The sequence below is a fragment of the Achromobacter sp. MYb9 genome (assembly GCF_002975275.1).
Taxonomy (GTDB): domain Bacteria; phylum Pseudomonadota; class Gammaproteobacteria; order Burkholderiales; family Burkholderiaceae_B; genus Achromobacter.
In genome coordinates this window covers 243955-264931 of the sequence record NZ_PCOQ01000003.1, presented here as the reverse complement: position 1 = coordinate 264931, position 20977 = coordinate 243955, and the positions used below count along the sequence as shown (strand labels likewise).

Here is a 20977-nt window from a genome sequence, read left to right as displayed (position 1 = left end):
ACCGCGGCGGCTCACCCCTGTTGCAATGCCGCGACCGATCGCGCCAGATCGTGGTACCTGCGGCGCAGGATCGTCTCGGTCTGGTCGCGCGGCTGCCTGCTGTCTTCTTCCTGCCCGTCCAGTTGCGCGGCGCGCAGCATCGGCAGCAGGTCATGCGTGACCGTATCTACCGTAGGAATGACGGTGAGTTCCACGCGCTCTCCGCCCACGAACCTGGACACCTGCATGGACAGGTTGCGAGACTGCGTCATCGATGCCAGGGTCAGGCCGCCACGCTCCTCTGCCAGCTCGGTGCGGGTGCTGACCGAATCTTTGACCTGGTAGTAGAGATAACTCTGCGACGACTTGTCCGAGGTCAGCGCCAGCGGCTGGTGCGCCGACAACGGCTTGTGGAAGCTGGCGTCCAGCGCGGACCGCTGTTCCTGCGTCACGGCCAGGTTCGATCCGGCCCGCCCCGCGACCTTGCTGCTCTGCGACACCCGCAACGAAAAGCCGTCGATCTCCTCCGGGCGCCCCGGATTCACGCGCTTCGATTCCTGCGTGATCGACGCGGAGTAATCCGCCAGACCGGACAGCAAGGCGCGATGGGACGCAGACGCGGGTACGCGAACAACCGTTCCGGCCGGCTGCGACCGTTCGGTTTGCGCGGCGCCATAACTGCTGTGCACGGCGGAGAAGGCACTCTTGAACATGGCCATCAGCGCTTCGTCGCCGTCGCCGCGACGCCGCGCGCCATCAAACTGCAGCAACGCCTTGTCGATGGCCGCCGCCTGCTGCTCGGCGGTGCCGAAGGTGGCGGGCTTGCTCAGGTCGGCGTTGACGCTGACTTCGCCGGCGGGGCCCGTGTACGTGATTGACCGCTGCCCGCTGTCGGCCTGGAATTCGATGGCCTGCACCGCAACGCCATTGGCCCGCGTCACGGCGCGCAGATTCACCGACGACAGGATGGCGGGGTCGACATCCGCCAGGCCGGCGACATCCAGCCGCGGCGGCACGTGGGACAGCCCCTCCAGCGCATCTTCGAAGGCGCCGGACAGGGCCGCGATCGCATTGCGCTCGTCCTCGGTCAACGTGCCGTCGGTCACGTCGATCTGCACCGCCATGCCGTCCTGGCCGCGCGCCAGGGAAATCTCGACCTTGGCGCCGCTGGCGGTGGCGATGCGCAACGACACGGTGTTGTCGCCCTGCAGGCTCAACCGGGAAGACAGCGCGCTGTCCGACGATGTCTGCGCCGGCACGCCGGGCGCCGACACCGATTGGGCATAGTTGCCGCCATCGGCTCGAAAGCGGCCCAGCAACGCCGCGCCCACGTCCTGGAACGGGTTGCCCGCGCGCATGTTGCGGGACATCAGCGCCGACAGGGAATCCGTGATCGCGCCGGTCTGCGTATAGAGCGTGGAATGGGTGGCCGATGCCGGCTGGCCCAACGCGACCCGGGTCGAGGCGGACGCGGCGCCCGTCAGCGTGGTGGCCGGCGCGCGCGCGACGACGTGGGCGGTACTGAACGGGATGGTGCTTTGCAGCCCTCCCGGCGAACTGATGGCGGTCATGGTGGCGGTGTCGTCCCAGCGCGTGGGCAAGGCCTGCCCAGATTTATCCGGCGTTCTCGTAGTCCTAACGGCAGGATGCCCGGAAAATTAAGCCGTAACGCCGCCCCGGCCGCCGCCCGGACGCCTCAGATGCCGTTGGGGGACAGGAATTCGCGCACCGCTTCCAGCACGGCGTCTTCTCGCTCGCGATGGGGCACATGGCCGCAACCCGGCATCGGCAGCATCGACGCCGGTCCGCCTGCCAGGGCCACCAGCTTTTCGGGATGGCGCATGGAGCCGTACTCGTCGTTTTCGCCATGGATGGCCAAGAGCGGCGCCGTGACGCGCGGCAGGACCGCGTCCAGATTCCAATCGGCGAACTCGGCCGACTGCCAGGTCTTGACCCAGGCATCCAGCACCCACTGTGCCTTCTCGCCGTGATAGCGCTTCAGACGGTCCAACTGGGCCGGGTCCTTGAATTGCTCGCCCGCCACGCGGATGCCCTCCAGGGTACGGTCTTCCACGAATTCCTGGGCGGATTCGGTCATGACGCCAATGCAGCGTTGCCCGAACGCGGCGGCGACCGACACCGCCATCCCGCCGCCGACGCTATGGCCGAAAACGAGAAAGCGGGGGAGCTCGAAATGGTTCGCCAGGGCGGCGAAGGCGTCCTCCGCTTCATTGGCCACGAAGTCCGGCAAAAGATGGCCAGGATGCGGATCCGACTGGCCGAAGCCCAGCCGGTCATAAGCGATCACGGCACGCCCCGTGGACTGCGCCAGCTTGGCGGGAAAGTCGCGCCACAGGTCCACGCACCCTAGCGAGTCATGCAGCAGAACGATCGGCGCGCCGGCTGCCTGGGCGTCTCCGGCTGGCCAGATCCGGGCGTGGATTCTTCCCAGTGCGGTTGGAATCAAGCAACTTGCTGGGACGGGCGCTGCGTGGTCAACCATCATTCATCCTCTGTTCAGTTCTTGGGCTTCGCAGATTCTGCGGCCAACCAGGCTGACAGGCAACTCCCGCCTGCTTGCCAGGCGGGAGGCGATGGGACCCGCGAAGGCCTCAATAGGCCGGTGCCGACTGCGGCAAAGCCAGCATGCGGGGCGCCGAATCAGGGGCCTGGTCACGCAATTTGAAGCGCGCCACGGTATCGGCCAGCAAGCGAGCCTGATCGCTGAGCATGGCCGACGCTGCCGCCGACTCTTCCACCAGTGCCGCGTTCTGCTGCGTTGCCTGGTCCATGTCCGCCACGCTGCGGTCGATCTGGCTGATGCCGACGCTTTGCTCGGTCACCGCGCCGTGGATTTCGGCCACCAGCCGCTGCACGCGCGAAATGCCTTCGACAATCTCGCTCATGGTGGAACCGGCGGCTTGCACGCGTTCGGTGCCGCTCTTGACGTTTTCGACCGACGCCTGGATCAGCGTCCGGATCTCTTGCGCCGATGCCGCGCTGCGCTGCGCCAAGGTGCGGACTTCGCCCGCCACGACGGCAAAGCCGCGGCCTTGCTCGCCAGCGCGCGCGGCTTCGACGGCCGCGTTCAGCGCCAGGATGTTGGTCTGGAAGGCAATGCCGTCGATCACGCTGATGATCTCGGTGATGCGTTGCGACGATTGCGAAATGGCGCTCATCGTCGTCACCGCGTCCGTGACGACCTGACCGCCACGTTCCGCAGCGGAGCTGGCTTCCGTGGCCAGGCGCGTGGCGTGCTGCGCCGCCTCTTCCGTCTGGCGGACGCTGGAGGTCAGCTGCGTCAGCGCCGACGACGTTTCCTGCAGGGACCCCGCCGACGTTTCAGTGCGCTGCGACAGGTCGCGGTTGCCCATGTCGATTTCGCTGGTGGCGGCGGACATCGAATGCACGCCCGTGCGCACGTCCAGCATCACCGTGCTGATTTTGTCGACAAACGCGTTGAACGACGACGAGATCTGCGCCACTTCGTCATGGCCCACGACTTCCAGGCGATGCGTCATGTCGCCGTCGCCGGAGCCGATGGTGTCCATCGCGTCGCGCACGGCCGACAGACGCTTGAACGCGCGGGAGGTCACCACGCTTGCGATGGCCACGGCCAGCAGCGTCAGCACCACCAGCGAGATCAATGTAGCGTTCAGCACCTGCGCCAGGCCAGCGGTGGCTTCGGCGCTGTCCAGCGCGATCACCAGCGACCAGTCCGTGCCGGGAATGCGGCGGGCCTTGAGCAGCTTTGGCACCCCATCCAGGTTGACGGTCAACGGTTCGGCGCCGTCGCGCAACATTGCCGACAGCGCGGCAGGCGTCAGTTCAGGCGCCACGTCCGTGGAGGGCTTGAGCGCCAGCTTGTCGTTCACGTGCGCAATGACCTGTCCGTCGGTCGCCACCACGAAAGCCAGGCTGGACGGCGTGGGACGGATCGCGCGGATGATGTTCTGGATGCCGTCCAGCGGGACGGCGCCGCTCAACACGCCCGTCGTCTGGCCGCCGCGGATCATCGGCGTGGTGAACGCCACATAGAGCTTGCCCGTGCCCGAATCGCCATACGGCTTGGTGACCGTCAGCTTGCCCGCCGCGACCGCGCTTTTGTACCAGGGGCGCGCCGTGGGATCGTAGTCGGCCGCCACCTGCGTGGTCGAGAAAAAGGTCTTGTCGGACCACCCAATGGTGGAAATGGGAAAGCCGTTGGTTTCGCCCATCAATTTGGTCAGGCCGCGAGGGTCGCCTTTTTCAACCACGGCGGCGGTCGCAACGACGGCCTGGGCCTTGTCCTCGGACCAGCGTTCGATGGCGCTGGCATTGCCGGCGGCAATGGCGTCCAGGTTGCCGGAGATCGTCGCCATCATGTTGCTGCGGACGATCTGGTAGGTCGTGATCCCGGACAGCACCAGGGCGCCGACAACGGTAAAGCAAGTAATCAACAGGATCCGGTTGCGCAACGAGGTAATTTTCATGCTTGCCTTATTTCAGCCACTGCCCATATCGGAGGACACGGGTCCACGGCCCACGGTCGAAAACCGACGGCCACGATGGGCTTACGGCATTCCCGGCCCGGACTTTAGGGGTAAACCCTTGAATTTTCGGCTTTTACCTGTTTCCAGGGATAGCCGCCCTGTCCACGCCCCCCTCACAATTAGAATCGGGCGATCCCGCCTTTCCAGCCCTCCCCCTTATGTCCGACACCCTGCAAGCCCCCGAACTCACCCTGCCGGCGCCGGTGCTGCTGGTGGAAGACGAACCCCTGGTCTGCCGCCGGCTGGAAGGACTGCTGCTGCAACTTGGGTATCAGCCCGACGCCCTGGTCTACGCCGGGTCGCTGGTCGAGGCGCGGGCCTGCCTGGCCAACCAGCCGGTCGCGCTGGCGCTGGTGGATCTGGGCCTGCCGGACGGCAGCGGCATCGACCTGATCGCCGAGATGCACGCGGCCGACCCCGGCCTGGCCATCCTGGTCATTTCCGCCTGGTGCACGGAAGACGCGATCCTGGCGGCGTTGCGCGCCGGCGCGACGGGCTATGTGCTGAAGGAACGCGACGACATCGAAGTTGCGCTGTCCTTGCGCAGCGTGCTGCGAGGCGGCGCGCCGATCGATCCCTTCGTCGCGCGGCGCATCATCGAAGAACTGCGCCCCCGGCCCGCGGAACAGCCCGGTACGCCAAGCGGTGAGATACTTAGCCCCCGCGAAAGCCAGATCCTTCGCCTGGTGGCCGAAGGGCTTGCCAATCGAGAAATCGCCGAGCAGCTGTTCCTGTCGCGCTACACCGTCGAATGTCACATCAAGCACATCTACCGCAAACTGGCAGTCTCCTCGCGCACGCGGGCGGTGCATACCGCGCGCGCGCGGGGCTTGCTGGACTGAGGGGGTGGTTCGCATGCTGGCTGGCGCTGTGCGCGCTTCTGGTCCCGGCCCTGGCCGAAGCCGCGCCCGCGTCGCCTGCGGCCTGCACAGTCCAGGTGCTGTCCATCGCCGCCGCCCAGGGCGCGGCCGACGGCAGCCGGCCTGACGCCTCGCCCTGGCTGCCGGTCACGCTGCCCGACGACTGGGCGAAGCGGTGGCCGGACTACAGCGGCACGGTCTGGTACCGCATCGACTGGCAACGCCAATGCCCCGGCGCGCAAGCCGGATCGGTCGGCCTGACGCTCGAATCCGTGGTCATGGCCGGCGAGATCTTCATCAACGATGAACTGATCTGGCGCGATCCGCACCTGACGGAGCCGCTGTCGCGCAGCTGGAACATGCCGCGCTACTGGCGCCTGCCCGAAGCCTTGCTGCACGACGGCGTGAACACGCTGTGGGTGCGCGTGGTCGGCCTATGGCAGCAGACGCCGGGCATGGGCCCGGTCCACCTGGGCGGATCGCGGGCCATGCAGGCCCTGCAGGAAGACCTGTGGTGGACGAACCGCACCCTGTACGTGCTGAACCTGATCGTCTCCGGCGTTCTGGGCGCGCTGTTCTTCTGCATCTGGATCGTCCGCCGCGAACAGACCACCTACGGCTGGTACGCGCTGATGGCGCTGTTCTGGGTGCTGTTCGTCGCCAACGTGCTGGCGACGGACCCCTGGCCGTTCGCCAGCACCCTGATGGCGGCGCGCGCCAACGCCATGGCCCTGGTGCTGTATGCGGCCTGCTTCTGCCTCTTCATCTGGCGCTTCGGCGAACAATCGCTGCCTCGCACCGAGCGCGCACTGTGGATCGTCTCGGCCGCGATGCTGGCCATGCTGGCGTTCACGCCTGATGCCGCGCTGCCCCATGCGTTGAGCGCGGGCGTGCTGGGAAGCGCCGCCATTTTCCTGGGAAACTGCCTGCAGTTCTCCTGGCATGCATGGCGGACGCGGCAACCGGAACACGGGATGCTGGCGGCGTGCCTGCTGATCATCTTCGCCGTCAGCATCCACGACTTGCTGCTGATGATGAAACTGATCGGCCCCGGGCCGACCTACACCTCGGTTTCCAGCATCGTCGTCACCCTCTTCATGTCCGCCATCCTGGGAATGCGCCATGCGCGCAACGTGCGGCGCATCGAACGCTTCAACCACGAACTGGCGGACGGCATCGCGCAGGCTCGCACGGAACTGGCCGACACCTTGGAGCGCGAGCACGCGCTGGCCATGAGCAACACCCGTCTGCAGGAACGGTTGCAGATCGCGCATGACCTGCATGATGGGCTGGGCGGATCGCTGGTACGCATGATGGCCATGGTGGAACAGGCCAAGGCGCCACTACAGGGCCAGCAATTTCTGTCCATGCTGAAACTGCTGCGCGACGACCTGCGCCAGACGATCGACAGCGGTTCAAGCGCCGACGTCAAAGTGCCGGCGACGCCGCTGGAATGGGCCGCCCCGCTTCGCCACCGCTTCGTGCAACTCTTCGACGAACTGGACCTGGCGTCCAGCTGGCAGTTCCCGCCGCAATGGGTCACGCCGCCCACGCCCCTGCAATGCCTGGCGCTGACCCGGTTGGTGGAAGAGGCCCTGACCAACGTGGTCAAGCACAGCCGCGCGCGCCGCGTGCAACTACAGCTGCTGCAACCCGCGCCTGGCGAGCTGCGGCTTCGGATCGAAGACAACGGCGCCGGCTTCGACGTGGCGGCCGTGCGGCAAGCGGGCGTCAGCGTCGGCATGCGCAGCATGCATGCCCGCATTGCCCGCGTGAACGGGATGCTTGAGGTCTCGTCCGCGCCAGGCCAGACCGTCTTGACCGCCGTGCTGCAAATACGCCCTGTCGCGCCGCAATCGGTCTAAAATCCGCCTACATTCCGCACCGGGTCTTCCCGGTCCAGGCCCTTCCCGCGCGTAGCCTTCCCCCAGACCCGTGCAGCCCGCCATCGGCCCGTCTCCTTCCCCTTCCGCGCCCGCCGCATCGCATGCTTCATCGCATGCCGCCCGCATCCATCAGGTGCAGGTAGAGGCCTTGCGCCGCAGCTTCCCATTTGCGCTGGCGGGGTCGCTGATCAGCGCCTGCTTTTCGGCCTTTGCGTTGCACGGCGTGCTTCCCCTGAACGAAGTCCTGTGGTGGATCGGGGCGACGCTTGCCGTGGGCGCGCTGCGCCTGGCCGCCATGTTTGCCTACGACCGCCGTCGCGCGGATCCGGCCGCCGCGCAACGCTGGCTGCGGCGCATGCTGGTGGGGAACCTTTGCTCCGGCATCCTGTGGGGCCTGCCGTTTGCCTACTGGACGTTCTTCGTTCCGCTGGAATATCAGCTCTTTTTCATCGTCATCCTCTTTGGCCTGGGCACGGGCGCCATCTACTCGAACTACATGGTGCTGCCCGTCATGTACGCGTTCGAGGTACCGGCCTTCGCGCCCATGTTCATCGCGCTGGCCGCGCAGCCGTCCGCCATCCATCTGGCGCTGGTGTCGGGCGGGCTGGCGTACCTGGTCGCTACCCTGGCCTTCATCCATCGCATGAATCGCACGCATCTGGATGCGTTGCGGCTGGGATACGAGAACCTCGCGCTGCTGGAACAGGTGCGCCAGGAGAAAATCGCGGCCGAACGCAGCGACCTGGAAAAGTCCCGGTTTCTCGCCGCCGCCAGCCATGACCTGCGCCAACCGGTGCACGCAGTGAATCTCTTCCTGGGCTTGCTGACCAACGAGCCCCTGTCCCGCCATGGCCACTACCTGGTCGACAACATCGCCAGCGCGATGGCGGCCATGGGCCACCTTTTCGATGCCTTGCTGAATCTGTCGCGGCTGGACGCCGGGGTCATCGACCCTCGCTGGCAGGGGTTTCCCGTGAATCCGTTGCTGGACCAGCTGCGCGCCGAATACGCGCCGCAGGCCAGGGAAAAAGGCATGTCGCTGCGCGTGCGCGCCTGCTCGGCCAGCGTGTTTTCGGACCCGGTGCTGCTGGAACGCATTCTGCGCAACCTGATCAGCAACGCCATCACGCATACGGCCGGTGGCCGCGTGCTGGTCGGCTGCCGCCGCGCCGACGGCCAATTGCGTATTGAAGTCTGGGATAACGGCGCGGGCATTCCCAAACCCGAACAGGAACGGATCTTCTGGGAATTCCACCAACTGGGCAATCCGGAACGAGACCGCAGCAAGGGTCTGGGGCTGGGCCTGGCGATCGTCCGTCGCACGGCGCGGCTGCTGGGCCACCCGCTGGAATTGCGTTCCGAAGAAGGTCGCGGCACCGTATTCAGCGTGGCCGTGCCGCTGTCTTACGCCGTTGACACCGGCCCCGTCGAGGCCAGTCCGGACGCGTCACGGCCGACTGCACGGCACGCCGGGCTACCGGGGCAATTGGCGCTATTGGTGGACGACGATGCCCAGAACCTGGCCGGCCTGACCATGCTGTTTGAAAGCTGGGGATGCCGCGTCATCGCGGCGACCAGCGGCAATGCCCTGTTCGAACGCGTGCTGCCGCTGGCCGAACGCCCTGCCCTGATCATCAGCGACTATCGCCTGCGCGAACACGAAACCGGCATCCACGTGATCGAGCGCCTGCGCGAGGAATACAACGATCCGGACCTGCCCGCGCTGCTGGTCAGCGGCGACACCGATCCAGCGCGGCTGGCCGAAGCCGCCGCGCGCGGCATCCCCCTATTGCATAAGCCGGTTCAAGTGCAGGCGTTGCGCGAACGCGTGACGGCCATGCTGCGGGCATCCGCCGCCAGCCCCCACTCCGGAGACGCCGAATGAAGGCCGTATTGCTTGTCGATGATCACGCCATGTTCCGCGAAGCCCTGGTCATGGCGCTGGCGCATGCCCTGCCGGCGCTGACGGTGCATCCCGCCGCCAGCGGCCAGGAAGCGCTGGATGTGCTGGAGCGCCACACCGGCATCGGCAACGTCATCATGGACTACTACCTGCCCGACATGGCCGGCGCGGACCTTCTCAAGCGCTTGCGCCAACGGCGCTCGCAACTACGCGTGCTGGTGCTGTCCGCCTCGCAGGACCCCGAAGACGAGCGCCGCGCGATGGAGGCCGGCGCGCGCGGCTATCTGAACAAATCCGCCAGTTGCCAGGAGCTGGCCGCGGCACTGGAAACGCTTAACGCGGCCGACACCCTGCCCGGCAAATTCGCTGCCGGCGCGCCAGCCGGCGCACAGGACGATGCCGCCCTGCTGCGCACCTTGACGCCGCGCCAGGGCGAAGTGCTGCGGCTGATGTGCGACGGCCTGCGCAACAAGGAAATCTCGGAACGCCTCAACATGACGGAAAAAACCGTCAAGACACATGTGTCGGCGATTCTGGGCGCGCTTGGCGTGCTTAATCGTACACAGGCGACGCTTGTGGCTCGGCGCGGCGGCGTGTTCGGGAAGCCAGTTTAGGCGCGCCGCTGTCGGCGGCGACCTTGCCGCCCGCGAGCGCAATCTCGCGCCCGGCCGCGGCGATGGTGTCGGGCCGATGCGCCACGATCACCCGCGTCATGTTCAGTTTGGCGATGGCCACGTTGACCACCCGCTCGCGCGTGATGTCCAAATGGCTTGTCGCCTCGTCCAGGAACAGCAGCGCCGGCTGCTTGTAGAGCGCGCGCGCCAGCAACACGCGTTGTTTCTGCCCGCCGGACAATACCGTCCCCATGTCGCCAACCAGCGTGTTGTAGCCCATGGGCATCGCGCAGATGTCGTCGTGAATGGCGGCGATTGCCGCGCATTCGGCGGCTCGGTCCGGGTCGTACTGCGGGTCGAAGAAGCTGATGTTCTCGCCGATGGATCCGGCAAACAGCACATCGTCCTGCAGCACCGTTCCCGCCATCCTGCGCAGGGCGGCCGCGCCCATTCCGCGCACCGGCACGCCGTCGACCAGCACTTCGCCTTCAGTAGGCGTCAGGATGCCCAGCAGGATATTGATCAGCGTCGTCTTGCCGCCGCCGGAGGGGCCCGTGATGGCGACGGATTCGCCCGGTTCAATGCGAAAGCTGACATCGTCCAGGACGTAAGGCTCTTGCGGGCTATAGCGAAAACGCAGATTGCGCACTTCGATGGCGGGTGACTGCGTCACGGCGCCATCCGCGCGCGGCATCTCGTCGGCGGCTTCCGGCGTCTCGCGGACGATATCCGCCAGGCGTTCGCCCTGCAGCCGCAACATTTTCACTTCCACGAACTTGTCCAGCAGCGCCGCCACCCGCTTGTCGAACAGGGTCTTGTAGACGATGAAGGCCAGCAAGGCGCCGACCGTGAACTGGCCATCCAGGACCAGCCGCGCGCCCAGCCACAGGATCGCAATCGACGACAGGCCAAAGAGCAGACCGTTGAACGTGCGGAAAAACAGCGCCCACTTCTGCACACGCAGATCGGCATTGATTTCATTGACCAGCAGCGCCAGCCAACGCGAACGCCGGTCGTTCTGATGCTGGAATAGCTTGATCGCCTTGACCCCGCGCACGGTTTCCAGAAAGTGCGATTGTTCTTTCGCGGCGTGAATGATGTGTTCTTCGGTGGCATAGCGCAGCGACGCATAGCCAGACCACCGCGCCAGCCCGTACAACGCCATCGCGCCCACCGCGATCCACGCCAGCGGCGGGCTGTACAAGAACATCAACACCAGCGTGATCACCATGACGATGCCGTCCAGCAGCGCCTCCAGGAACGACGTGGTGACGGTGCGCTGGATGGTGTCGATGGCCCCGAAGCGCGACACGATGTCACCCAGGTGCCGCTTTTCGAAGTACCCGACAGGCAGCCGCAGCAGATGCGTGAAGACGTTGCTGCGCCATTGCAGGTTCAGCGTCGTGCCCATGAACATCAGCATCCAGCTGCGCGCCACCGACGTCAGCTGCAGCATCACCATCAGCAGGCCAAAGGCCAGCGCCAGCGTGGTCAGAAGGTCGCGGTCACCGGTGTTCAACACGTGGTCCACGACCCATTGCAGAAAAAAGGGCTGAACCACCGTCAGCACTTCCAGCGCCAACGCCAGCAGCATTACCTGCGAAAACGCCGCGCCCAGGCCGGTAACTCGCCCCGTCAGTTCACGTAGCCGGACCGGTTTGTTCTCGTTGGCCGTCTGGAAATCCGGCGTCGGCCACAGTTCCAGCGCCACGCCGGTGTACGACGCGGACAGCTCGCTAATGGTGCATTTCCGGACGCCAGAGGCGGGGTCGATCAGCGTGGCCGACCGCGCATTGATGTCGGTCAGCACCACGAAGTGGTTGAACTCCCAATGCAGGATGCAGGGAAGTTTCAGCTTGCCAAGCGCGCCCAGGCCCGCCTTCACGGGCCGGGACGCCAGCCCCAGCTGGCCGGCCACATGAATCAGCGTTGCAAGCGTGGCGCCTTTGAGCGACACGGGAAAGCGGCCGCGCAGGCTGGCCAGGCTTTGGTGGTGGCCATGGAACCCCGCAACCATGCCCACGCAAGCCAGTCCGCACTCGGCGGCCTCGGTTTGCAGGAGCCTGGGCACCCGCCGTTTGACGCCGAGCGTCAGGCGTTCAAGCATGGTCACAGTTTCCCCGACAGTCGATAGGCGGGATCGAACGCCCATTGGTACAGGCGGCGCGTCTGCTGAAGCAGGTCCGCGTCCAGCCGCATGCCGGGCCGCAACGCCAGCACCTGCCCCTGGGGGCCGTGCGCCGGCGTGTCCAGCGATACCGTTATCCGATACATCGGTTCTTTATCGCCCGGTCCCGCAGCGCCATCGGTCATTTGCCATTCCGGCAACGCGCTGCGCGTCACGGTCTGGACCACGCCGCGCTGCTGGCCGAAGGTCTGGTATGGGTAGGCTTCAAGGCGCATCAGCACGGCATCGCCCGGCGCCACGAAACCCACCGCGCGGCTGGGCGCGTACAGCTCGGCCAGCAACTTGGCGCCGTCAGGCACGATTGCGGCCAGCGGGCGCCGGGGGTCCACCGCCTGGCCCACCTCGGCCGTCATCGCGGTCAGCACGCCCGCCTGCGGCGCCGTCACGACGACGCGACGCTTGGCTTCGCTTTGGGTCAGGTCCACCGCCACGCCCGCCAGGTCGCGGTCCAGCTGCGCCAGCTGGTTCTGCTGGCGCAGCGTCAGGTCGGCCAGCGAAGATTTCCGATTGGCAAGGTCCATGGCGATACCGATGCGGTCGCGCAGCAAGGCCTGCAGCTGGTTGCGCTGCTCTAGCAGATCGGCGCGCTTCTGGTCGGATTCTTCGGGCGACAGGTAGCCCTTTTCCATCAGGTTTCGATAGCGCTGCGCGCTATCCTCCGCCAGCTTGATCCGGCCGCGTTGGCCGTCGATCTGGCTGTCGATCGCCGCAAGCTGCGACGTCAATCCGTTGATGCCCGCGGCCAGCGTGTCGTGTTCGCTTCGTTGCAGCAACAGAGTTTTCTGGCGGGCCTGGCGCAGGCTGTCTTCGCGCTGCCGTATCTGCCCGCTGATGGCCTGCTGGGTGTCGCCAAGCGCGCTTTGCTGGTCGCCCGACACGACGTACAGCACGTCGCCTGCCCGGACATGCTGGCCCTCGCGGGCGGGACGTTCCAGCACCACGCCCGCCTGTGGCACATAGAGTTTGAGCAAGCCGGCGTCCGGGGCAAGCTGGCCGCTGACCGTCGCGCGCTTGGTATAGGTGCCGAACGCCAGGAACAGGCACACGGCCAGCACGAAGCCGCCCAACACCGCCGTGACCAGGGCAAACGACACCGGCCGGATCAGGACGATATCGCCCAGTCCGACGGAACGTTGCGCGGCTAGCGCTTGTTTGCGATAAAGCGACATCGGGCAAGGCCTGAAACAAGCAGAGGGAAAAAAGCACGCGACGGCCAAGCCGCCGCGTGTCATGACTGCGGCCTGGAACCGGGCTTACCGGAAGTTGCTCTGGCGGCTTGGCCTGGCGGCAGGGCCCGTGGGGGCCGTCGGGCTTTTGATGAAGATTTGCCGGCTATTCGCCCCCCCGCTCACTTCCAGGACTTCGCGCTCGCTGAGCGGTTGGACCTGCTTTTCCGAGGTGTCGTCCATCGACACCATAGGCACGGTCTTTTCCATGGATGACTCCCGTTGGCGCGCCGTTGATGGCGTCGCGGGTTGACTTACTTTCCGGTGAAAAGCCCTTTGCCGGTATTCAGCATGTTCCCCCGAGCGCCGTTGCCTTTGCCTGGCGTAACGGCCGTGAGCATCCGGGCCGTGCCTACGCCGCCGCTGACCTGGCCGATTTCTTCCGAGGTCAAAGGCTGAACCTGAAGGTCCGCTGCCGTATCCGACGGTTCCGGTTTGTTGATTTTCTGCATGATGTTCTCCTGCTTGCTGACAAAAGGAAGCCGCGCCAGCGCCGGCCAGGCAGCCCCCGCGCCCGGCTCCCGCCGCGCTGCCATGCAGCCGGACGGTCGGAGCCTGAGCTGCGGGACTGCTCCTGGCGGACGGTAGCAGCGGACCGGTGCGGACGCATCGGTCTTTAGTCGTAGAAGCAGAAATACCGGTGACGTGGAGCCGGGCAGCAACCGTCAGGCGGCCGAAGGAGACGGCGTCGCCGCCAACTGCGGTGCTTGCGCAACGGCCGCACGCGTTTCCAAGGATTCCAGCAGTTCGGCGGACGGCACGAAGAACAGGCTGCCCGTCACGGCACGGCTGTAGTCCAGCAGGCGGTCGTAATTGCCGGCCGGACGGCCGACGAACATGTTCTCGAGCATTTGCTCGATCGGCGCGGGCGAACGCGCGTAGCCGATGAAATACGTGCCGAATTCACCCACGCCGGGACGGCCGAACGGCATGTTGTCGCGCAGGATTTTCACTTCCTGGCCGTTCTCTTCCAGCGTCGTCAGCGCGCTGTGCGAAGACGCCGGCTTGATATCGTCGTCCAGTTCCACATTCGATAGCTTGTGGCGGCCAATGATGCCTTCCTGGTTCTCGACCGTCAGGGCGTTCCACCCCGCCATGTCGTGCAGATACTTCTGCACCAGCACGTAGCTGCCACCCGCGAATTCCGAGTCTTCGTCGCCGATCACGGTGAAATCGACGGCCTCGCGCCCTTCGGGGTTTTCGGTGCCGTCGACGAAACCGATGATGGCGCGCCGGTCGAAGTAGCGAAAGCCATGGACTTCGTCGACCACGGTCACGGCATCGCCCAGCCCGTTGACCAGCAGCGTCGCAAGCTCAAAGCAAACGTCCATGGATTCCGCGCGGATGTGCAGCAGCAGATCGCCAGGCGTGGACACCGCAACGCGCGCGCCGTCGCCGAACACGCGGAACGGATGCAGGGACGCTGGCCGAGGCTGCCCGAACAGCACATCCCAGGCGTCCGACCCGAACGCACAGACACAGGATAGATTCTGCTGCGGCGCGCGCGTCCCGACGGTACGCGTCAATGTGGCCACGTCGGCGCACCAGCCGCGGACGGTTTCGGCGGCGGCAGCCCCCGGGTTCAGCGTGGCGACGATGAATATCGCGTGGCGCGTGGTGGGGCTATGGACAGCTTGGGGCTCGGGCGGGAAGGCGGGCATGGGATGGGATCATCAAAACGGGTGGCGGAGATTCTGGCGGAAATTGTATCTGTTCCCCCAGCAGAACCGTCATCCGTTTTTGCGTCCGCCCTGCCCACCGATCAGAAGCGGTACGCCACGCCCACCGAGCCGAATACGTTGGTCTTGCGGTCGGTCAGCGGGCTGTCTCGGGCGTCGCCCAGCAAGGTGTTGACGCCAATCGTGGACACCGTGCTCCAGCTGGGATTGATCTGGTACATCCAGGTGGAGTAGAGACCCACGTTCTTGAACCCCGACGAAGGCGAGTACGTCGACAGGCCCTCGCGGCTGCGGGCCGCTTGCGAGGACGTGACGCCGAACCAGGTCTGCATGTAATCGCTGCTGGCCCATTCGGTGCGAACGCCCACCTGCACGGTGTGCTTCTCGGTCATCAGCGCCGCATACGACGCCCGCAGTTCCAGCGTGCCGCCGTAGCCGCTGCGGGCCGCCTGCTTGTAGCCCGCGCCCAGCGAATACCGGCCGGGGGTCCATTCCACGTAGGCGCCGTAGGCGCCGTGGAATTTGATGTCGTCCAGCCCCTTCGTGAGGTCGGCGTCATCGGCCTTGCGCCCCAGCGACATCCCCACGAATACGCCCGCATCCAGATCGGATGCCAGCGAAGTCTTCAGCCCCATCGCGGGGAGCCCCATGCGGGGCGTGATGAAGAAATTGCCGGATTGGTAGTTGATCAGCGGCACCGGAAGCGCCCGATACTCGCTGGAACCCTCATAAACGGGAATCGCTCCGACCCCCAATCCGATGAAGTTCCCGCTTTGCGCGTAGACCGCGCCAGCCCCGGTGAACATCGCGCCCGCAAGCGCGCCTCTTGCTAATATACCCATCCGCATCAGGGCTTCCTTCAGTGTTATTACAGTGACCGTGGGCGACCGCCCCCGGGCTTGGCCTGCATTGTCCTGAGCAACTTTTAATAATTCTTTAAGGCCCCGGCGCAACCCGCCACGGACGGCCCTGGAGCTTGCTTGCGTATCCTGCTGGTAGAAGACGACCCCATGCTGGGCGACGCCCTGCGCGCGGGCCTGATTCAAGATGGCGCCGCCGTGGACTGGGCGCGCGACATGCCGCAAGCGCACCTGGCGCTGGTGGACCACGGCTATCAAGCCGTGCTGCTGGACCTGGGGTTGCCCGACGGCAGCGGCCTGGCGGTGCTGAAGGCGCTGCGCGCCCGCTTCGACACGACCCCCGTCCTGATCATCACCGCTCGCGACCGCCTTAGCGACCGCATCCAGGGCCTGGACGCCGGCGCCGACGATTACCTGGTGAAGCCTTTCCAGCTGGACGAACTGCTGGCCCGGATGCGCGCAGTCCTTCGCCGCAGCAGCAACAGCGTGGTGTCGGCGCTGCGCTGCCGCGACGTGGTGCTGGAGCCCGCGCGCCGCACGGTGACGCAAGGCGGCAGCGACGTCAGCCTGAGCGCGCATGAGTACCACACGCTGTTGGCGCTGATGCAACGCATGGGCAGCACCGTCAGCCGCGATCAATTGGAAGTTGCCGTCTACGGCAGCAGCGGCACCATCGAAAGCAACACCGTGGCGGTCTATATCCATCAGTTGCGACGCAAGCTGGGCGACGGGCTGATCGAGACCCAGCACGGGTTGGGCTACCGCATCGTGCCGGATGTGTCGCCATGAAGACCCTGCGCAGACAAGTGGCGGTCACGCTGTTCCTGGCCATGATCGCCACCTGGGTAACCGTCTTTTCCTTGATCTACCTGGAACAGACCCGCGCCGAGACCGGCCTGTCGGACCGGGATTTGCGGGATGCCGCCCAGAAAGCGCTGCTGTCGCTGCCCACCAGCCTGCTGCAGGCCAGGCCGTCCAGCGAAGACCGCTTTGAACTTCCCTACTCCAATCGCTTCGATGGCGAATCGTTCAATTTCCAGGTGTGGGCGCTGGCCGACAAGCGGCTGCTTGTGCAGTCGCCGTGGGCGCCCGACTACCCCCTGATACAGGATTTCCACAACGGATTCGAAGACGTCACGCTGCGCGGCGAACGCTGGCGCGCCTATTCCGTGGCGGATGCCGATGGCCGCATACAAGTCCAGTTCGCCAAGTCGGAAGCGCAACTACGCACGGAAACCGCCGCGCGCATGCGAAACGGCCTGGCGTTCCTGAGCGTGCTCTTTCTGATACTGACCGGGCTCACGTGGCTGGTCATGCGCCGAGCCTTCCGCCCCGTGGACCGCGCACGCGACGCCATCCTGAGCCGCCCGGCCATGGACCTGACGCCACTGCCCACATCGGGAATGCCCGGCGAACTACAGCCCTTCATCCAATCCATCAATAGCTTGCTGGAACGCCTGTCGGCCTCGCTCGACCGGGAACGCCGCTTTCTGGCCGACGCCGCGCACGAGTTGCGCACGCCATTGGCGGCGATGAGCACCTACGCCGAATTGGCGGTGCGTAGCGACACCCCGCGAGCACGCGGCGAGGCGGTCGACAAGCTGCGCGACGTCGCCACCCGCACCACCCGTCTGGCCGAACAGTTGTTGGACCAGGCGCGTACCGAGGCGCAAAGCGAGGGCCGTGCCGAACCCGTTGCGCTTGATCGACTATCGGAAATGATTGTGCGCGACAGCGAGGCGCTCGCCAAACGCAAGAACCAGCGCATCAGCCTCGACACCCACGCGGCGATGGTGAACGGTAACGTCGACGCGTTGGGCGTGCTGCTGCGCAATCTGCTGGACAACGCCTTGCGCTACACGCCAGAAGGCGGCCGCGTGGCCGTATCCTGCGGCCCGCTGCCCGACGGCGGCGCGCAGTTGTCCGTCGCCGACAACGGGCCGGGCATCGCGCCGCCCGAGCGCGAACGTGTGTTCGACCGCTTCTACCGCAAGGCCGGCACCATCGAGCGCGGCAGCGGCATCGGCCTGTCGCTGGTGGCGCAGATCGCCGCCAAGCACCACGCGAAGATCGAGTGGGGGCCGGGCCTGGACGGCCACGGCGTGGGCATCACCATCGCGTTCCCCGCAAGCGGCGCCTGACGGCCGGCCTGCGACGACCCATCCCCCCGCGCTAGCGCACGTAATCGCGCAGCGTCGCCGCCAGCGACGCCGGCAGCATCTCGCCATGGCCAAGGCCTGGGAACACCCGTAGACGGGCCTGCACATTAGGGATATTGCCCAGCGCTCGCACCACGCTTTCCGGGCTATCCGGGCGATCTTCGTGGCCCTGTGCTTCTTCGCCCGCCATCACGGTCACGTCCACGCCGGGTTCCGGCACAGGCGCCGGACGCGCCAACGATTGCAGGATGAATCGGCCGTTCCACCAGATCGACGGACTGGCCGCAACGTAGTGCTGGAACGCCTGGGGCCGGCTCAGCGCCACATGCAGCGCGAACAGGCCGCCGTACGAATGGCCGTATAGCGTGCGGTTGTCGGCATCGATGCGATAGCGCCGTTCCACCAGCGGCTGGATGCGTTGTTGCAGGACCGCCAGAAAGCGATCGGCGCCGCCGCCCGGCTTCGCCCAACCCCGCGCATCGGGATCTCGCGGCGAACCGCGCGGGGCGTCCGCGCCAGGGGAAGGCGGCGTGTAGTCATAAGACCTCGCCGTCACATTGAAGCGTTCGGCATCGTCATAGCCGATGCCCACCACCACGGCTTGCAGTGACGCGCCCTGCGGCAAGGCGGGCGTGGTCCGCGTCAGGCTTTCAAATACGGCGTTGCCGTCCAGCATGTAGACCACGGGATAACCGGCGGCCGGCGGCTGCCCTTCCGGCGGCGCCCAGACCGACACCCGGTACTCGGGACCGCCGTCCGGCGCGGCCAGCACATAGCGCTGCACCTGCTGGGCCGGCACGCCGATCGCCAACGCGGGCGGTTGCGCCGCCATGGGCCGGGCGTGCCCGGGTTGCGCGTTCGCGGCCGTCGCCAGGCCCAGGGCCAAGGTGGCCCCCGTCAGAACGAAACGGATGTATTCAGCCATAGACGGCGCCCCTCATCGACTTGCCAGTTTCCATCCAGACCGGTTGTGCGGGTGCGATAGTCCACCGGGACGCGCTTGTCGGTCAAGTTCATCACCGCCAATCGGAAGGTGACGTGCGAATTCAATTCGTAGCTGCCGCCCAGATCGAACGTGGTGGCGCCGGGCCGCCGGCGCGTCGTCGTCGACACATTGCGATAGTTCGCCCAGTACTGTTCGCTTTGCACATTCGCCGACGCGTACAGCGACAAGGCGTCCGTCGCCCGCCAATCCGCGCGCAGGTTCAGCACATGGCGCGGCGTCCGGTCCAACGGCTGCCCTTGCAACGACGTGCCGTCATAGGCGACTTCGTCATTGGATTTACGCTTGGATTGCGTATAGGTGTAGTTACCCGTCAGCGTGACCGTGCGCGACAGCGGCCAGGTCAGACTGGTTTCAACGCCTCGCAGGGTCGCGCGCCCGATATTGCCCCATTCGTAGGTGGCGCCCGAGGTGCCCGCGCATCCGGTCACGCATTGGCTGTAGATCTTGTTCTTGAATTCGTTGTTGAACAGCGTCACGCCGGCCGCCACCCCGTCGTCGTCCTGGTAGTGCAGGCCGATTTCGGTGCTGGTGCTGGTTTCGGGTTTCAGGTCGGGGTTGCCGGCGATGCTGCCGCGCGGCGCGCCCACGGCGCCGCCCGTGGCCTGGATGTAGTCCGCCGAACTCTGGCGCAGTTCAGGCGCGCGGAATGCGCGCGCGACACCGCCCTTGAGTGTCCAGGCGTCCGACAGGTGATAGACGGCATACCCGCGCGGACTCCAATGCTGGCCATAGCGCTCGTGGTCGTCCAGGCGCATGCCGCCCGTCAACGACAGGTTGTCGGTGACGGCCCATTCGTCTTCGCCGAACAACGCCCAGGACCGCGTGCTGAGGCCCGACACGGTGTTGCGCGCCGTGGTGGAGGCGGCTTCCTTGTCGGTGCCGTACAGGCGAGTGTCGATGTACTGCCCGCCCACCTTCAGCATGTTGCTCGGCAACGGCAGCGTCAACGTCGCGTCCAGCGTCGTATTGACCAGCCGCGTGTCCGGATACGACGTGGCGTCCTTGTCCCCGATCGTGTTGCTGGCCTTGCCTTCTTCGCGCTGCAGCGACACATTGGTCGTGCCGAAATTCCAGCGGCCCTCGTGCGAGACCGAATAGTGCGTGTGCCGGTTCTTCAATCGGTAGTCGCCTGTCTCGGTCGCGGCCAGCGATTTGCCCACGGTGCCGTAGCGGTTGTATTCGTCCTGACCCGCTTCCAGCTGGATGTCCTGGTCTTTCGTGGGCGTCAGCGTCAGCCGGGCGGTCAATCCGCGGTCCCGGATGCCATACGAGCCGTCCACCACGTCGGCTTCCGTTCGCTGATTGGATTTTCCGAACAGCTGCAGGCCCAGCTTCTCGTCCTTGATCGGGCCCGCCAGGTAGAAATCCGCCTGCCGGCTGTTACCCAGTTCGCTGTGCTGCTGCAAGATCGCGCCCAGGTTGATCGAACCGGTCCACGCCTGCGGCACCTTGCGCGTGATGATGTTGACCACGCCGCCAATCGCATCGGAGCCGTACAACGACGACATTGGCCCGCGCACGACTTCAATCCGCTCGATGGCGGCCAGCGGCGGAATCTGGCTGGCCTGCACCATGCCCAGCTCTTCGCGGTTCAGCATTTCACGCGTGCCCTGCCGCTTGCCGTCCACCAGGATCAGGGTGTATTTGCCCGGCATGCCGCGGATGGAGATGTCCTGCTTGTTGGCGTTGGCACCCACGACGCTGACGCCTTCGACATTGCGCAACGCGTCCTGCAGGGTATTGAAAGGCTGCCTGGCCAGGTCTTCGTGCGTCAGCACCGTGATGCTGGCGGGCGCGTCGGCGATGGATTGGTCATAGCCGCTGGCGGTGACCACCACGGGGGCCAGGGACTGCACGGGGCTTGCGGCGGCGTCGCCCGAGGGCGGAACCGTCTGCGCCTGGGCGGCGCCGGTCATCCCGGCGAAGGCCAGGGCCATTATCGTCCGGGGCCGGCGGAGGACCAAGACGGCGGGACTTTGGGTCATAATGGTACTGATTCTCATGGTCATTTGAAAGCCCGCCCATGATTCCACGGAAATCAGGCCCGCATGTTTGCGCAAAGCACCAGATGCTTTGCGGCGGCGC

General features: G+C 66.1%; 17 protein-coding genes. 6 read left to right on the top strand and 11 right to left on the bottom strand.

Features of this window, described 5'->3' with window-relative positions; genetic code table 11:
- Positions 1 to 11: 11 nt before the first annotated feature.
- The 3 genes from CQ050_RS07630 to CQ050_RS07620 form a co-directional block, all read right to left on the bottom strand.
- The gene (locus CQ050_RS07630; protein WP_105556202.1) at positions 12 to 1580 is read right to left on the bottom strand and encodes a hypothetical protein; all 1569 of its coding nucleotides are present in this window, start codon (positions 1578 to 1580) and stop codon (positions 12 to 14) included.
- Positions 1581 to 1675: 95 nt separating this feature from the next.
- Entirely contained in the window at positions 1676 to 2485 is an 810-nt protein-coding gene (locus tag CQ050_RS07625) for an alpha/beta fold hydrolase (RefSeq protein ID WP_105556201.1), read from the bottom strand.
- Positions 2486 to 2591: 106 nt separating this feature from the next.
- Positions 2592 to 4451: a methyl-accepting chemotaxis protein gene (locus CQ050_RS07620; RefSeq protein WP_105556200.1), complete on the bottom strand. Its 1860-nt coding sequence runs from the start codon at positions 4449 to 4451 to the stop codon at positions 2592 to 2594.
- Positions 4452 to 4669: 218 nt separating this feature from the next.
- Here CQ050_RS07620 and CQ050_RS07615 point away from each other — a divergent pair, with 218 nt between their 5' ends.
- The 4 genes from CQ050_RS07615 (at position 4670) to CQ050_RS07600 (ending at position 9774) form a co-directional block, all read left to right on the top strand.
- On the top strand, positions 4670 to 5353 hold the full coding sequence (locus CQ050_RS07615) for a response regulator transcription factor (protein ID WP_105556199.1): 684 nt from the start codon (positions 4670 to 4672) through the stop codon (positions 5351 to 5353).
- Positions 5354 to 5448: 95 nt separating this feature from the next.
- The gene (locus tag CQ050_RS07610) at positions 5449 to 7236 is read left to right on the top strand and encodes a 7TM diverse intracellular signaling domain-containing protein (protein WP_105556198.1); all 1788 of its coding nucleotides are present in this window, start codon (positions 5449 to 5451) and stop codon (positions 7234 to 7236) included.
- A 70-nt stretch (positions 7237 to 7306) separates the two neighbouring features.
- Entirely contained in the window at positions 7307 to 9142 is a 1836-nt protein-coding gene (locus tag CQ050_RS07605; protein WP_105556197.1) for a hybrid sensor histidine kinase/response regulator, read from the top strand.
- Positions 9139 to 9774: a response regulator transcription factor gene (locus CQ050_RS07600; RefSeq protein WP_105556196.1), complete on the top strand. Its 636-nt coding sequence runs from the start codon at positions 9139 to 9141 to the stop codon at positions 9772 to 9774. Before CQ050_RS07605 ends, CQ050_RS07600 begins: the two co-directional genes overlap by 4 nt.
- Here CQ050_RS07600 and CQ050_RS07595 read toward each other — a convergent pair.
- The 6 genes from CQ050_RS07595 to CQ050_RS07570 form a co-directional block, all read right to left on the bottom strand.
- On the bottom strand, positions 9713 to 11887 hold the full coding sequence (locus CQ050_RS07595) for a peptidase domain-containing ABC transporter (RefSeq protein WP_233213858.1): 2175 nt from the start codon (positions 11885 to 11887) through the stop codon (positions 9713 to 9715). The two genes, CQ050_RS07600 and CQ050_RS07595, sit on opposite strands and share 62 nt — an antisense overlap.
- Positions 11884 to 13131 (bottom strand): HlyD family secretion protein, encoded by a 1248-nt coding sequence (locus tag CQ050_RS07590; protein ID WP_105556194.1) that lies wholly within the window; start codon positions 13129 to 13131, stop codon positions 11884 to 11886. Before CQ050_RS07590 ends, CQ050_RS07595 begins: the two co-directional genes overlap by 4 nt.
- A gap of 84 nt (positions 13132 to 13215) precedes the next feature.
- Positions 13216 to 13398 (bottom strand): hypothetical protein, encoded by a 183-nt coding sequence (locus CQ050_RS07585; RefSeq protein WP_105556193.1) that lies wholly within the window; start codon positions 13396 to 13398, stop codon positions 13216 to 13218.
- Between the two features lie 44 nt (positions 13399 to 13442).
- Positions 13443 to 13640, bottom strand: a complete 198-nt coding sequence (locus CQ050_RS07580; RefSeq protein ID WP_146121008.1) for a hypothetical protein — start codon at positions 13638 to 13640, stop codon at positions 13443 to 13445.
- A gap of 213 nt (positions 13641 to 13853) precedes the next feature.
- Positions 13854 to 14849 (bottom strand): Dyp-type peroxidase, encoded by a 996-nt coding sequence (locus CQ050_RS07575; RefSeq protein WP_105556191.1) that lies wholly within the window; start codon positions 14847 to 14849, stop codon positions 13854 to 13856.
- A gap of 101 nt (positions 14850 to 14950) precedes the next feature.
- The gene (locus CQ050_RS07570; protein ID WP_105556190.1) at positions 14951 to 15715 is read right to left on the bottom strand and encodes a MipA/OmpV family protein; all 765 of its coding nucleotides are present in this window, start codon (positions 15713 to 15715) and stop codon (positions 14951 to 14953) included.
- 132 nt (positions 15716 to 15847) lie between these two features.
- On the opposite strand from CQ050_RS07570, the gene CQ050_RS07565 reads away from it, so the two are divergent.
- The gene (locus CQ050_RS07565) at positions 15848 to 16516 is read left to right on the top strand and encodes a response regulator transcription factor (RefSeq protein ID WP_105556189.1); all 669 of its coding nucleotides are present in this window, start codon (positions 15848 to 15850) and stop codon (positions 16514 to 16516) included.
- Positions 16513 to 17868 carry an ATP-binding protein gene (locus CQ050_RS07560; protein ID WP_105556188.1) on the top strand — a complete coding sequence of 452 codons (1356 nt, stop codon included), beginning with the start codon at positions 16513 to 16515 and terminating at the stop codon, positions 17866 to 17868. The genes CQ050_RS07565 and CQ050_RS07560 overlap by 4 nt, the downstream gene beginning before the upstream one ends.
- 31 nt (positions 17869 to 17899) lie before the next feature.
- On the opposite strand, the gene CQ050_RS07555 is transcribed toward CQ050_RS07560, so the two are convergent.
- The gene (locus CQ050_RS07555; protein ID WP_105556187.1) at positions 17900 to 18811 is read right to left on the bottom strand and encodes an alpha/beta hydrolase; all 912 of its coding nucleotides are present in this window, start codon (positions 18809 to 18811) and stop codon (positions 17900 to 17902) included.
- Complete coding sequence (locus CQ050_RS07550) at positions 18784 to 20829, bottom strand: TonB-dependent receptor domain-containing protein (protein WP_105556186.1); 2046 nt, start codon at positions 20827 to 20829, stop codon at positions 18784 to 18786. Before CQ050_RS07550 ends, CQ050_RS07555 begins: the two co-directional genes overlap by 28 nt.
- Positions 20830 to 20977 lie beyond the last annotated feature (148 nt).